Below are 14,794 nucleotides of genomic sequence, written 5' to 3' on the forward strand. Positions count from 1 at the left end.
TAATCGAAGGCACTATTGCCGAAATAACATCTATAAGTAGCAGGGCTAAATCTCTTCCTCCACCATTTCACTATCCGTTTGCATGAGAATAAGCTCATCCCACCACTTACTTACAGAGTATTGATTAAAATAAATAGCCAATTGGTTTGAGAGCAACTCTCTACGTTCTTTGTTGAGATATAAACTGCAAGTAAGGACCATCCTAATCGTCTCTTCACTAAGCTCCCAGCACTCATCATTCAGCTTTAAAAAAACAGTAGGAATTAACTCCTGGCGTTCCGCATCAGAGACGTAAGGCAAACATGCAGTAATTACTTGTATTACAGCACGTTTAATTTCTAAAGGAGCCTGAGCAAGCAATGCGAGAGAAGCCTTCAATACTTCGTTGCGCCGTGGCTCATTAAAATATGGAATACACCCTATACAATCATGTAATGCAATCTCACAAATACCAGGGTCTTTGTCATGTACTTTTAAGAGTATTTGCTCAAGAACCAACTGCTGTGAATGCTCTGCCAGATAAGGCATAAATTTAATAATTGTCTTGCGTGCCATATTGCTCACAAAAGAGTTTTTATCGTTACCCATAGGCAGAATCTGATCAAAAACTCGCTGGCGATTTTTTTCATCTAACCCAGGTATCAAAGGGGTAATCACTTGCAATGCCATACCACGAACGATAGAGTGGTTATCATTTACCCTTGGAATAATTACATTAAGCGCTACTTGGTGATTCTCATCGTTTAAATATGATATCAGCGACAGCATTGCTTGCAATATCATATAACGATGACTCCAATCGTTATCCTCCAAATAAGGTAAAATGACATTAAGTACCTGTCGATGTTGCTCATTATTAAGATAAGGCATCAATTGAAGCATGGCCTGTAATATGGCATCCCGAACAATCCAATTAATATCATTTAAATTAACAAAAATAACATTAAAGGCCTCTTCACGTTTCGCATCACTTAAATGAGGAATGCATACCCCCATAATCTCTAAAACAGCTTTTCGTATTCGCCCATTAGTGCTATCTAAGTTAGGAAGAACTGCATTAAATACGTCTGAACATTGTTCCCTATTGAAATAATGTATGCATGCAGAAATAATTTTTAAGGCCGCTAGGCTTATCTTCCAATCACCAATGCTAAATTTAAGAGAAAGTGCGCGAATCACTACATCACAACATGTATTATCTAAATAGGGTATGCACGTGGAGATAATTTTTAAGGCGTCTTCACTTATGAGCCAATTTTTATCATCCATCTTTAATACAATCAATTCACTTACTTTTTGGTGCCGATCATCATCAAAATAAGCCATGCATGTAGCAGCTTCAGGAAATGCATTTTCATAAATGCTATTTATTCCGTTCGATAACTCCCAAACAGCATCGTTTGTTTGCAAGCTACTCTCATGTTGGGATAGATGCTCACTTACGATTTGTTGTGCCACAAAACGAACCTTCGGCTCTCTATCATTTAATTTAGATCTTATAGCAGCAAACATCAACTCACGATTTTTATCATTAAAATAAGGAATACATACGGAAATAATTTTTAGTATTGTCTCTCGAATAGAAGAACCATCATCATTTAGTTTTGGAAGAATGATATCAATTAATTCTTGATGTCTCTTATCATTAAGACAAAGAATTAATACTGGTAAAATTTGTAATACGGTCAGATTGTCTTCCCCATCATGCCCTTGTCTAAAATCACCAGAAGAAAAATGCGGATACTTTTCCCAGATATCATCGATGATATGTTGTACTTCGCCCTTAACTTGCTCTTTATTAATGCTTAAAAACTGCATCAAATTAATGTATTTTTTATGGGTATCCGCATTATTCAACAGCTCATTAAAACAAGCGATCCGCTGATCTTCCGTCATAAGCGGAATCCAGTGATTTGCATGATGTATTACTAGCAAATGCCGTGCTAACTCATCCGGCAAATAAAGGTTAGAACCTATAAGCAAAAATATTAAACCATAAAGATGGGCGTCTCCCGTCTTGTCTTTAATGTATTCTCTAATTAATTCATCAAGATGATTGATATTATGCATTTTACAAAAGAACAGATGCTCATTGCCATGCCTTTTAGCCTTAATTAATTTTTTTAAACTTTGGATTTGCCAACGAAGATCATCATCTTGATTCCGAGAAAGCAAAATTTTGACAGCCCAATAAAGAGACTCATTGCGTAACTCGTCAATTAAGTTAACAATAACCTCTGAAGGCATATTAGGAAAAGCCAGTTTATCAACAACATCCGGCGTTTTTAAAAAGCTCTGGAGCACCACAGGACACGCTGCTGCCATAGCATGGGTTAGCATATATTAAAATTACCAAAGAAAAAGCTATAGAGAGTAGAACATTATACTCCCTGAGTGCTCTGGGTCAATTTATTATATACGATGATTTGCCTTTCCTAGAGAGATTTGTTCGATTTTTGTCTATAATTAATAAAGATCAATTTTTTGTTGTTCCTCAATAATTATGAAGGAGGATACACCTATGAAAAGCTATCTAAGTCCTCAACCATACGCTGTTGATCGTGTCAGTAAGATTAACGAGAAGACGATTAAACCAGAGCACTTTAAATCTTATAAAAACAATAAAACTGCTAAAGAAATTTATAAAAATGAATCTGAAGAACAAGCATGGACCGATGTTCTGGAAAAATTTAACCCATATCAAAAGCTTAAGCATGATTAATCTTTAATCAGACACATCGTTTCAGATTCTGTGCTTCGATCCTGGGTTCCAGAATGTTACCTCCAAACTGAGTGCTTTTTAAAAATTTTAAACTATGAAGCTTGATTCGCGCACCACTTCCTGATCCTGCTGTGCTCCATCTAAATTAGGGTCAGTCTTCGATGCATCTTTAAGTTTTTTCTGAAATTCAATAACTGCATCACAGAGTTGTTCTACTTCTCCTTTTTCAACCCAAAAGCTTTGAAAGGCTAAGGGAGATTGTGCAAGTAGAGTGTCTTTGAATATCGAAGCATCTTCTTTATTAGAGACAACTGCAAGTAATTTATTTAATACAGTAATTTTATCTTTTGTTTTCGCATCATGAGGAGTTATATCTCCAGCACCATAAGCATCAATTTTTCTTTGGATTACTCGTGTAAGGTAGCTTGCAGCCTGAGCCACATTCATGCATTTCACATCGTTATTGTATGTGACTCGAGTAAATAATCTGGAGTGATTAGGATTTATTTCCTGAGCGCTCTCATCTGCCTGTGTTAAATCCTGCACCATCTGAAACTGAACATTATTCTGAGATAAATCGGATTTTCCTAAATGAAGCGCACCTTTAATCCATATTTTTCCATTGTGAGGAAGAGTGTGCCACATCATATCAAATAGAGTTAATGTGGCGGCAGACATTGCGCACGCCATACCCAACGTAGGAGCTATAGACGGAAAAAGCATAATAAAAAGGACTGAACCTACTGCTGCAGAAAGTAATCCCAGCACAAATAAATTATTAATTGCAGCCTGAACATAGTGCATACGCTGGCTACGATCGGACCATGATTCATAAGCTCTATAAAAATTAATTCCCATCATTACTGTTTGATGGGTGAAGGCTAGACTTAAACTACTTAAAAAGAACCATGGTCCTAAAGCAAAACTAAAGCCAAGAAAGGCTGATAACACCGCCCCATAAAGAGAGATGCTCGCTAGAACAGCACAGCTGACTGAAATAATCAGGTTAAGCCACTGATCCAAATTTTTATTATTAGCTTTGGTAAGCTTATAAGCATTCAATAATGCGTTAATAGTTAATAAAATCCCAATAAAAGGTAACATAATAAAGAATAAAGGAGACCCACCAAAAGCAGAGTACCATCGGGTATCAGCCATAGTTGAAAATAAAGCGACTTCTTGAGTTTCTCTAATGTATGTAATTGCTTTATGGAACTCATTAACTAACATTAATCACCTGTTATTAGAACAAATTAAGGTTACGCCGTGTGCTCCTGAACGTGGCACAGTGATGATCTGTGCTTTTGTTCAGAATAACGTACTTTTATTGAGCCTGGTTATAAGCAATCAGGCTCCAAAGACTATTTACTATTGACGTAAATGTGGAAATAAAATTACATCACGAATTGATTGCGAATTGGTAAATAACATAACCAATCTATCAATTCCTATCCCCTCTCCTGCAGTTGGTGGTAATCCATATTCAAGGGCTTCAATGTAATCGCTGTCATAATGCATTGCTTCCATATCCCCAGCATCTTTTTCCTCTACTTGCTTACGGAAACGCTCTGCTTGATCCTCTGCATCATTTAACTCAGAGAATCCATTCGCAATTTCTCGGCCTGCGATGAAGAACTCAAAACGATCGGTAACTTCAGGGTCCTGATCATTACGACGTGCTAAAGGTGAAATTTCTGTAGGATATGCCGTAATAAATGTAGGTTGAAACAGTTGGTGCTCTACAGTTTCTTCAAACAGAATCATTTGCAGTTTACCTAAACCATCAGTTTCCTTATACGCAAACCCTTTTTCTTCAAGTTGCTTACGACAGAACTCAATACTTTCTAATTGTTGGGCACTAATTTCTGGATGGTAGTGCAAAATCGCCTCTTTTACCGTCATGCGTGCAAATGACTTATTAAAATCAATCACTTGACCTTGATAATCAATCTGACGGGAACCAACCACTGCATCACATAAAAACTGTAATAGTCGTTCGGTAAAATCCATCAAATCATTATAATCAGCATAGGCCTGGTAGAACTCCACCATAGTAAACTCAGGATTATGGCGCGTAGAAAGCCCTTCATTACGGAAGTTGCGGTTGATTTCGTAAACGCGTTCAAAACCACCAACAACCAAACGTTTTAAGTACAGTTCTGGAGCAATACGCAAATACATGGTCATATCAAGACTATTGTGATGCGTAATAAATGGACGTGCAACTGCCCCACCAGGAATCGGATGCATCATGGGAGTTTCTACTTCGAGAAACTGATTTTTATCCATAAATTGTCTAAATGCTTGAATAAGGCGTGAGCGAGCTAGGAAGGTAGCGCGGCTATCTTCATTTGCGATTAAATCGACATAACGTTTACGGTATTTTACTTCCTGATCCGCCAAACCATGAAACTTATCTGGTAACGGTCTTAGCGATTTAGTCAATAATTCAACGTGTTCTGCGTTTACTGTCAATTCACCGGTATTCGTTTTAAATAACTCCCCACGAACACCAACAATATCACCTAGATCCCAATGCTTGAATTGCTCATATATTTCAGGAAGATCATTGGCTCTGATGTAAATTTGAATACGGCCAGAGACATCCTGAATGTGAAAAAAGCTGGCTTTTCCCATGATACGTCTTAGAACAATTCGCCCGGCAACTGCGGCTTTAACATGCTGTTCTGCAAGCACTTCTTTTTCTGATTCAGCATATTCATTAACTAAATCAGCAGTTAAATGCTCACGACGAAACTCATTAGGAAAATTAAATCCTGTTGTACGCAAGTCTGCTAATTTCTGCTTACGAATAAGATAGACTTCACTTTCATCTAAATGTTCTACTTGTTGCTCATCTGTCATGCTGCACCTACTCCTGCCTTTAAACTGGCTTCGATAAACTGATCTAAGGCACCATCCAATACGGCTTGCGTATTGCTTGTTTCCACACCGGTTCTTAAATCTTTAATACGGGATTGATCTAATACGTAAGAACGTATTTGTGATCCCCAACCTATATCTGATTTGCTTGCTTCCAACGCTTGTTGCTCAGCGTTTTTCTTTTGCATTTCCAATTCATACAATTTAGCACGCAATTGCTTCATTGCTTGATCTTTATTGCGATGCTGACTGCGATCATTCTGGCATTGCACCACAATGCCACTGGGCGCATGGGTTATACGTACTGCAGAATCCGTTCGGTTAACGTGCTGTCCACCTGCACCTGATGCACGATAAGTATCAATCCGTAAATCTGCAGGGTTGATTTCTATCTCAATGTCATCATCAATTTCAGGAGAAAGAAATACCGCAGCAAAAGAGGTATGTCGTCGGTTTCCAGAGTCAAAGGGTGACTTACGAACCAAACGATGCACCCCACTTTCCGTGCGCAACCAGCCAAAAGCGTATTCGCCACTAAAATAAATCGTGGCACTTTTAATTCCCGCAACATCACCGGGTGAACATTCAATGAGTTCCGTAGTGAACCCATGTTGCTCGCCCCAACGCAAATACATGCGCAATAACATTTCAGCCCAATCCTGGGCCTCGGTACCACCGGAACCTGATTGAATATCTAAATAGGCATTACAGGTATCCATTTTTCCAGAGAACATGCGTCTGAACTCTAACTCAGCAACTTTTTGCTCAATAACTTGTACTTCAAGTCCTATTTCATTAATTGCTTGCTCATCATTTTCTTCTCGAGCTAATTCAAATAACTCAATCGAATCAGTAATGGACTGGCCTAATTCGGTTAAGGTTAAAACAATATTTTCAAGTTGCGTTCGTTCTCGTCCCAAAGCCTGGGCAACTTCAGGATTATCCCATACAGAAGATGATTCCAGCTCCCGAACTACTTCCTCTAAACGCTCGCGTTTGACGTCAAAGTCAAAGATACCCCCTAAGCGCTTCCACTCGCTTATCCAGATCTACCAGATTAAGGTTAATTTGGTTTACTTCCAACATAAGTGTCTCATTTAAAAAATTAACTTCGCATTCTACCGCGAAAGTGCTTTTCTATCTAGAGTCAACTTAAATAACTGTGTTAAATATGACAAAACTGTGCCACCGTGCCGGCACAGTTCTATAATGAGAACAGCTGAAGATTAATGGGCTAAAAATTTTAAGGAGTGAGGCAGCAATTTGGATACCCCTGGCAGCCCAAAGCTAGTAAACAACCCATTATCTTGATAATCAGAAGGTAGTGCCGGATAATTACTATTAATCGAATAGCTCCAAGTATATCCTCCATCCCGGCTAACCGCTAATAATGGATAATTTTTAGTGCCATTAGAATAACCACCGGCAGCAAAACAGGTAGTTCCTCGGCACTGAACTGCATTAAAGTAACCCTCTATCATCGTATCATTTGTCATAACAGGATAAGCACTAGTAATTCTATAAGTCCATGTTTTCCCACCATCAGTACTATTTGCTAATAAGGGAAAATCGCCATTTCCGTTACTGTAATCTCCTCCGGCAACACAAATAGTACCACTACAACTTGAAGTATAAACTTGGCCAAAAGCATTCGTCGACAGAAAATCAGAGGGAAGCTGAGGAATAGAACTATCCATCGTATAAGTCCAAGTCTGACCTTTATCTGAGCTTGTAGCAATTAAGGGATAGGTACTATTTTGGTTATTTTCATAACGTCCTACAGCAATACAAGCATTACCACTGCAACTCGCACTATAAAACACAGCATTATTAGAAAAATCGCTAACAAGTGTGCTGCTATTAATTGGAAAGGTCCATGTAGAACCATTATCAGTGCTTAATCCTACCAAAGGATAATAAATATAACTAAAAGTAGTGTAAGAACCTACAGCAATGAAATTAGACCCCGTTGCATCCACCGCATTAAGAACCCCTTGATCATGGAAATCAGCCGGTAGTGATGTTGAGCTATTATCAAGTGTATTAGTCCAAGTCGTTCCCTGTGTTTGGCTCGTTGTAATGAGTGGGTATGTTAAAGAAAAATGGGCCAACGAATAGTTACCTACAGCAACACAAGTTGTTGGAGTACATTTTACATTTGAATACCCCAGACTGGTACCAAAACTATCAGGTGCAGGTAAAGATGCGTAAGTCCAATTAGTAGTATTATTAGTTCTAAAAATAAGTGCAGGATACCCTTTAGTACCATCAGAATAACCACCTGCCGCGACGCAAGAAAGTCCGCTACACGAAACACCTAATAAACTTCCACCAACAAAACCTGCTGGCTGTTGCGCAGCACTAGTGGCAGTCATTGTGTAGTTCCAAGTTTGCCCACTATCAGTACTGCTTACAATAAGAGGATATGGTTGGGTACCATAAGTACCTACAGCAGAGCAATTGTTTTGTACACAATCAACACTCATCAATGTAGGTGACATGACAACATTATAAGCAGGCAACCCACTCGTTAAAGCAGATGGAAGGGTTGGTCCTGTAACCCCGGAAAGGGTATAACTCCATTGTGCGCCATTATCAATGCTCGTAGCAACTAAGGAATTAGACTTGATACCATTGTAATACCCTCCTACCGCAACAAAAGGTGTTATAGAAACCACGCTAACATTTAAAGGTACCGATGCGGAAGTACAGCTGGATGCTTTACATAGGAAAAAGGCACCTGAAGCAGCTCCGTTAATGTCTAGCTGTAATACACAACTTGCTTTGGCAGCTAGGGTAAGGGGGAAAGTACAATTCCCATTACTAACATTAGGTATTGCTGTTGATGGAAGACCTTTTAAAGTGTAACCGCTACGTGTTGAATTTGTATTATTAGTTATCATGTAATATGCAGAAACACTTTTTCCAGCAGGTACAGTGGTCGGCAGTGTGGTCCCAGCTTTAGGACCTATTGTAAAATTAGCGCCAGCTGTTGCCTGAGCAGAGACAAACAGAGCAATAAGAGACAAGGCCAAATTATATTTTTTATTCATTTTATGAAAATCCTGTTCCAATGAAATTAAATTATGTAGCTGATTTGCGCAACTAATTGATTCGCATAAAGATTGCGAATGCCATAGGTAAATGGTACTGGAGCAGTATAATCACCAGCAATAATATGCCCGCCTTTAAATTCGCCCTTACCAAAGCCACTGAACCGATAACCTAATCCCACGCGAACATTCTGGTTCACATCAACATCAACACCAGCGCCAAGACTGTAACTAAATTGTGAGTTATTATTATTACTGAAGTAGGGTGTACTATTTAGGTCACCTGTTACTACAGTTGCAGTACGAAAACGTCCCAAATCATTAAATGCAGCTCCTAAGCCTAATGAAGCATAGGGATGATAACGCTCATGTGTAGTCACTAAGAATTTAGCGGATGCAAGAACTTGCTGTGTTTGAAAGCGATACTGGTAACGATATAAGGTAGAGGTTTCCGGCTCAATACCCGCGGTATTAAAGCCGTGCCCAGTTACAGGCCCAAAATAGCTGTATTCGACCCCTGCTTGCAACAACACATTATACCAAGGTAATGAATGTTCTAAACCTATAAATCCCCCAATAAAACCGTCACTGTGCACATCTTTTGAACTTCGATAAGTATAAACACTATCATCATCACCCAAGTAAGAAACGCTACTACCGGCATTAACACTGGCATATCCACCAATAAGGGAAACTACTGAACGATAACTGGGAGTCATGGATTTAATACCTGATTCACCTGCCAAAGCAAATGAAGAATAGAAGCAAGCCCCGGCTACGCCAAGAACAGAAATTCCTAAACGCATATCATTTATCCTTAAATTTATTTCTTTAATAATCTGCCGCTTACTTACATCATGACCTGTAAATAGCTCTACACCCAGTGATGGTAACATAATATTTTTTGTGTACAAGTAAGATTGGTTTAGTGTTGGCCTGACAAATAATGCCATCGCATTACCGCGGCTTATAAATTTATTTGATGTAGCCTGAGGGCGGGCAACCAGGCTATATCTATTATTATTCAAAGTGCCAGGATAAACGCTGAGTATTCCATGAATCTGTAAACGATTTGCTAGCTGACCATCGTAAACTGAGCACAAGCGAAGTCCTTTATTAGGTAACAAAGCATCTAGGCCTGCGTTGATGAGCAAACTATTGGGTGCAATAGGACCCTTAATGGATTAATTTTTATAGTCAAGAGCGGTGGCGAGAAAAATGAAACCTGGTTACTTGCAACCAGGTTACGTTTTTGATGGTTAAACTGTTTTCATTGCAGCACGGTATGCTTGCAAGTTCATTAGGAATTCTGCTTCTGCATGAGAAAGATGGCAACTATCAACAATCTCTTCGCGATTTCCACCCATTTCCAGGATTTTCATTGCATGCTGGTATCCACCATCATTATCGCGTTTATTTTCTAAACCTTGGATTTGACTATCCATACTAACTAATTGTGAGTTTAACTCTTTAAGTTGCTTTGAGAATAATAAATCAGCATGGATTAAAACAGGATGGTCTTTAGCAATTTGTTCTACAGACTTAACAAGACTTTCCATACGCTCTTCAAGGCCCATCATTTTTTTTCGCTGAGCCCATAAAAAATTTCCAAACAACACGAAGAGCCCTACATTTAAACTCATAATAATACTATTTATCATTTTATTTCCTTATTTCCCTACAACGACACTATGAACCTGTTTATTTAATGCTGGATTAAGAAGGCGTTTGTTATTTCTGTCTACAGCAATGATAATGCTTACCCTGCGATTTAATGCCCTTCCTACCTCTGAAGCATTATCAGACATAGGATATTGCTCTCCATACCCTGTTACCATCAAGCGACTCGTATCAATACCATAAGAGTTTAAAACACGACCTACTGCAGCTGCACGAGCGGCTGAAAGTTCCCAGTTTGATGGGTATTGCGGTGTTTCTATTGGCATGTTGTCAGTATACCCTTCAATGGAAACAATAGCATGTGATTTTTTAAGCTTTCCGGCAAGCCGCATCAATTTTACTAATGCATCTGCCTTTAAATCTACATCCCCAGAGCCAAATAAAGCACCTGATTTGATGTCTAGTTCAATCCAACCTTTCTGCCGATTAATCTTATAGTTTTTATCTTCTAACTCAGACAAAGATTGATTTATTTCATCTAAACCATCTTGATATTGCCCGTATACTTTCTTCGTATAAGGCCCCTTTTTTTGATCCTCCTTGGACTGCTCTTCATGTTCTTTATCCATTTTATTAAAAGCTGTTTTCATCCCTTCAGAAAGCGATTTATACTTTGCGGTATTCACGGATGAAATGGCATACATCACCACAAAAAACGCAAACAGTAAGGTAATAAAATCAGCGTATGAGATAACCCAACGATGATGATCTACGTGTTCCTCAGTCTTTGATTTTCTTGATCTCATTTTTCTTTTGCTGTCCAAAATTATTAAGTTTTAACAATAAAATGCCGGGACTTTCACTGGCTGCAATAGAAACCATGCCTTCCACAATCATTTCATCATAATGAACCTGACGAGCAATGCAAGCTCTTAACTTATTTGCTATAGGTAGAAAAACCAGATTCGCTAATCCAACACCATACACAGTTGCAACGAAGGCAACAGCAATACCTGCCCCTAGTTCATTTGGCTGAGATAAATGGCGCATTACTTGAATTAATCCGAGTACAGCCCCTAAAATTCCTAAAGTTGGGCTATATCCCCCCATACTTTCATAAACGTGGGCTGCACGTAAATTATTATGCTCAATGCGATCAATTTCTGCTTCTAAAACTTCTCTAATCGTCTGCTTATCCACCCCAATGACTAATAACTCTAACCCTTTATTAATCAGCGGCGTTTTTTCTACTTCTAAATGATCTTCAAGAGAGAGCATTCCCAGTTGACGTGCCTTTCGCGCTAATTCAAACATTCGTGTTCTGCACGCCTCGAAATCAAGATGAGGTGGTTTAAAAATCCAGGGTAAGATCTTTATTGCCCGCTTAAAGGTATGTAGTGGTGACTGCACGAGCACCGCTCCAATAGTACCTCCAAGGACAATAAGTAAGGCAGAAAAATTGAATAAAGATTGAAGAGTACCCCCTTCAAGCATTTGCCCAATAATGATGGCGAGAAAACTGGTCACCAGACCCATAAATGTTAGTGCATCCATACGTTCTACTATTCCCTACTATTCCGGTAATCGTGATTTAACACGATGTGTTGCTTGACTAAGAATTTGTGAAACACGTGATTCACTTACTCCTAGAACCTCCCCAATTTCTTTCAAATTCAAATCGTGTTCATAATACAAAGACAGCACCATTTGCTCTTTATGGGGTAACCCTTTAATTACCTCTGACAAACGGCTCATTAAATCATTATGAAACACGTTTGCGTGAGGCTCAGTAGAGGTTTGTCCATCCTCTCCTTGCAATGCATCATCCGTCACGCCTAAATCTTCAAAACCGTATAAGTGGCTACTGGCTGAGTCTTGCAGCATTTCATGATACTCATTAAGTGGAATACCAAGCTGGGCGGCAATTTCAAAATCTTTTGCCTCGCGCCCCAGTTGATGTTCTACATGCTTAACTGCTTCAGAAATCATTCTTGAATTTCGGTATACTGAACGCGGAACCCAATCATTTCTTCTAACCTCATCGAGCATGTACCCTCTAATGCGAATTCCAGCATAAGTTTCAAATGAAGCGCCTTTGGAAGAATCATAATGCCTTGTAGCCTCTAACAAACCAAGCATCCCAGCTTGAATTAAATCATCAAGCTGAACACTACTTGGTAAACGTCCCAACAAATGATGGGCAATGCGTTTCACTAACAAAGCATGATTCTTTACCAGCGTTTCCTGGATTTGTTGATTTACTTTGCTGTAAGCAGCCAAAGCATCCACGACACTCTCCTTATCGCAAACTACCCATCAAATTTATACTTCATCCATTACTAAACGCTCTAAAAAGAAACTTGTATTGCCACCCAATAAAGACTTTAATGGCCAATTAGCTACACCTGCAGCAATTTCTCTTATAGAAGCCGCAGCATTGGAATCTGGATAAGCCATTAGTACAGGTTTTTGATTTTTAACCGCCTTATGAACATGCTCATCAAACGGTATCGCTCCTAAATAGTCTAGCTTAACCTCAAGAAATTGCTCGGAAACTCGGAATAATTTATTAAATAAATCACGCCCATCTTTCTCACTTCGAACCATGTTGGCTACAATATGAAAACTTGGCCATCCATAACGCTTACTCATCACTTTAATTAATGCATAAGCATCAGTGAGTGAAGTAGGCTCGTCACAAACGACTACGAGTAATTCCTGAGCAGAGCGAGTAAAGCTTAAGACCGTATCCGAAATTCCTGCAGCAGTATCAATAATCAAATAATCCAAATCTTCAGTGAGCTGATTAAACGCATCAATAATCCCTGCATGTTGTCGACTTCCAAGTTGAGCCATAAACTCAGTGCCGGAGGCTGCTGGAATTATTTTTAAGCCATTAGGGCCTTGCAAAATCACCTCGTTTAATTGACATGCCCCTTGAATTACATGCGACAAATCATATTTGGTATGCAAGCCCAGCATAATGTCGATGTTTCCTAAGCCTAAGTCAGCATCCAAAAGCATCACTTTATGATTCAGCTGGGACAATGCAACGGCTAAATTTACCGAAACATTACTTTTACCCACCCCGCCCTTACCTGCCGTAACCGCAATGATGTTCATTGGCTTAACTCGAGATAAACTTCTCAGGCCCGAAGCTTGATCGCCAATAATATCATTAACTCTCAACATAATATTCTCTCCCAGCAGGCTGTCGCTCTTTACTCATGTAGTTGGCTTCTACTGGGAACAATTGCTGCTCTTGCTGAGCAAATAATTCAACAAGCTGATGGCGTGTAGCTAATTTAATATCTTCTGGAACACGTTGACCGTGTGTTAAATAACTGATGCGCAATCCTGTCTCAATTGCCGCACTTAAAGCACCACCAATTGCTTGGGCCTCATCCAGTTTAGTTAAAATACATTGATCCACACAATTAGTTTCATAGCGATGAATCGCATCAACCAATACTTGATAATGACTTGTTGCAGGTAGAACCAATACCTTAGAAATGGATTGCATGTGGTTGCTTAAAATTTGCATTTGCCGAATGACCCGCTCATCGGAAGGATTCATTCCTGCGGTATCGATAAGAATAAGTTTTTTATCACTTAATTGACGCAATACGCGAGATAAGGACACTTCATCATTGGCAAGACATACTTGCACACCCAAAATCTTCCCATAAAGCATTAATTGCTCTTGCGCTGCCATCCGGTAAGTATCCATAGTAACCATACCTAACTTGTCTGCACCAAAGCGTAGGGCAAAGCGCGCACCAATCTTGGCAAGGGTTGTTGTTTTACCAACACCGGTAGGCCCTAAAAATGCATAGATGCCACCCTCTTCGATTCGACGCGTATCACGAATAGGTAATTGCTCAGTAATGTGGGTTAAAATGGCTTGCCAAGCGCGTTGTTGATTTAAGTCAGGACGTACAGTACGAGTCCAAGCTGCTGCCGTTGTTGGACTAACACCTAAATACAAAAGCTTTTGTAGTAAGACAGTATGTAAAGGCTCCGTACTTCCCCCGACACTACCACCTCTTAATTGGGCTTCAAGCATGCCACGCAGAGTTTGAATTTCCATACGCAAATCATCAAATGGTGTTTGGGTTTGGAATTTATCGACTTGACTTGGTGGTTCTGCACATGCAACCGCAGCTTCAGTTGAAAGAATCGTTTCATCAAAATCAATCGCTGCGACGATTTCAACTCCACCATCAACATCACTGCTGGATAAAATAACTGCATCAGAACCAAATGTCGCCTTAATTTGCTGCATTGCTGTTCGTGTATCTGCGGCGACAAATCGTTTTAATTTCATAAAGCTCCCCCTGCTATGACGCGTACCCAATCGTCAATATTAAAAATTAAGTACTACTTCCGTTTTTTTATATAAAACAACTATTTACCTGAAAATTCATAAAAAGTCAGCCCCTTTTATGTTTATAATATTGTAGGCTGGGGCCCTGGGCCCACAAAAACATCGAGCCACACCAGAACTTAATGTTGG

13 protein-coding genes are annotated in these 14,794 nt (G+C 39.4%); 1 reads left to right on the plus strand and 12 read right to left on the minus strand.

Annotation, left to right across the window (positions count from 1 at the left end):
- Window positions 1-45: 45 nt before the first annotated feature.
- Window positions 46-2,340 carry a hypothetical protein gene (locus E1P08_RS12080; protein WP_133137268.1) on the minus strand — a complete coding sequence of 765 codons (2,295 nt, stop codon included), beginning with the start codon at window positions 2,338-2,340 and terminating at the stop codon, window positions 46-48.
- Window positions 2,341-2,521: 181 nt separating this feature from the next.
- On the opposite strand from E1P08_RS12080, the gene E1P08_RS12085 reads away from it, so the two are divergent.
- Complete coding sequence (locus E1P08_RS12085; protein WP_133137269.1) at window positions 2,522-2,722, plus strand: hypothetical protein; 201 nt, start codon at window positions 2,522-2,524, stop codon at window positions 2,720-2,722.
- A gap of 87 nt (window positions 2,723-2,809) precedes the next feature.
- On the opposite strand, the gene E1P08_RS12090 is transcribed toward E1P08_RS12085, so the two are convergent.
- The 11 genes from E1P08_RS12090 to flhF all read right to left on the minus strand — a co-directional run bounded on the left by E1P08_RS12090 (window position 2,810) and on the right by flhF (window position 14,605).
- Window positions 2,810-3,952: a hypothetical protein gene (locus tag E1P08_RS12090; RefSeq protein ID WP_207387367.1), complete on the minus strand. Its 1,143-nt coding sequence runs from the start codon at window positions 3,950-3,952 to the stop codon at window positions 2,810-2,812.
- Between the two features lie 138 nt (window positions 3,953-4,090).
- The gene (gene lysS / locus E1P08_RS12095; RefSeq protein WP_133137270.1) at window positions 4,091-5,587 is read right to left on the minus strand and encodes a lysine--tRNA ligase; all 1,497 of its coding nucleotides are present in this window, start codon (window positions 5,585-5,587) and stop codon (window positions 4,091-4,093) included.
- Window positions 5,584-6,691 (minus strand): peptide chain release factor 2 gene (gene prfB, locus E1P08_RS12100; protein ID WP_133137271.1). Its coding sequence is split into 2 segments (ribosomal slippage): window positions 5,584-6,615 and window positions 6,617-6,691, totalling 1,107 coding nucleotides; the frame shifts between segments, so codons are not numbered across the junction. The genes lysS and prfB overlap by 4 nt, the downstream gene beginning before the upstream one ends.
- Before the next feature lie 140 nt (window positions 6,692-6,831).
- On the minus strand, window positions 6,832-8,658 hold the full coding sequence (locus E1P08_RS12105; protein WP_133137272.1) for a sialidase family protein: 1,827 nt from the start codon (window positions 8,656-8,658) through the stop codon (window positions 6,832-6,834).
- 26 nt (window positions 8,659-8,684) lie between these two features.
- Window positions 8,685-9,761: an outer membrane protein gene (locus E1P08_RS12110; RefSeq protein ID WP_133137273.1), complete on the minus strand. Its 1,077-nt coding sequence runs from the start codon at window positions 9,759-9,761 to the stop codon at window positions 8,685-8,687.
- A 156-nt stretch (window positions 9,762-9,917) separates the two neighbouring features.
- On the minus strand, window positions 9,918-10,316 hold the full coding sequence (locus tag E1P08_RS12115; protein ID WP_165485175.1) for a DUF2802 domain-containing protein: 399 nt from the start codon (window positions 10,314-10,316) through the stop codon (window positions 9,918-9,920).
- Window positions 10,317-10,328: 12 nt separating this feature from the next.
- Entirely contained in the window at window positions 10,329-11,084 is a 756-nt protein-coding gene (locus tag E1P08_RS12120; protein WP_133137275.1) for a flagellar motor protein MotB, read from the minus strand.
- Entirely contained in the window at window positions 11,059-11,832 is a 774-nt protein-coding gene (locus E1P08_RS12125) for a flagellar motor protein (RefSeq protein ID WP_133137276.1), read from the minus strand. Before E1P08_RS12125 ends, E1P08_RS12120 begins: the two co-directional genes overlap by 26 nt.
- An 18-nt stretch (window positions 11,833-11,850) precedes the next feature.
- The gene (locus tag E1P08_RS12130) at window positions 11,851-12,567 is read right to left on the minus strand and encodes an RNA polymerase sigma factor FliA (RefSeq protein ID WP_133137277.1); all 717 of its coding nucleotides are present in this window, start codon (window positions 12,565-12,567) and stop codon (window positions 11,851-11,853) included.
- 33 nt (window positions 12,568-12,600) lie between these two features.
- Window positions 12,601-13,470 carry a MinD/ParA family protein gene (locus E1P08_RS12135; RefSeq protein WP_165485167.1) on the minus strand — a complete coding sequence of 290 codons (870 nt, stop codon included), beginning with the start codon at window positions 13,468-13,470 and terminating at the stop codon, window positions 12,601-12,603.
- Window positions 13,457-14,605, minus strand: coding sequence for a flagellar biosynthesis GTPase FlhF (flhF, locus tag E1P08_RS12140; RefSeq protein ID WP_133137279.1), 1,149 nt, complete (start codon window positions 14,603-14,605; stop codon window positions 13,457-13,459). The genes E1P08_RS12135 and flhF overlap by 14 nt, the downstream gene beginning before the upstream one ends.
- Between the last annotated feature and the right edge of the window lie 189 nt (window positions 14,606-14,794).

This window comes from Legionella rowbothamii, from assembly GCF_900639985.1.
GTDB lineage: Bacteria > Pseudomonadota > Gammaproteobacteria > Legionellales > Legionellaceae > Legionella > Legionella rowbothamii.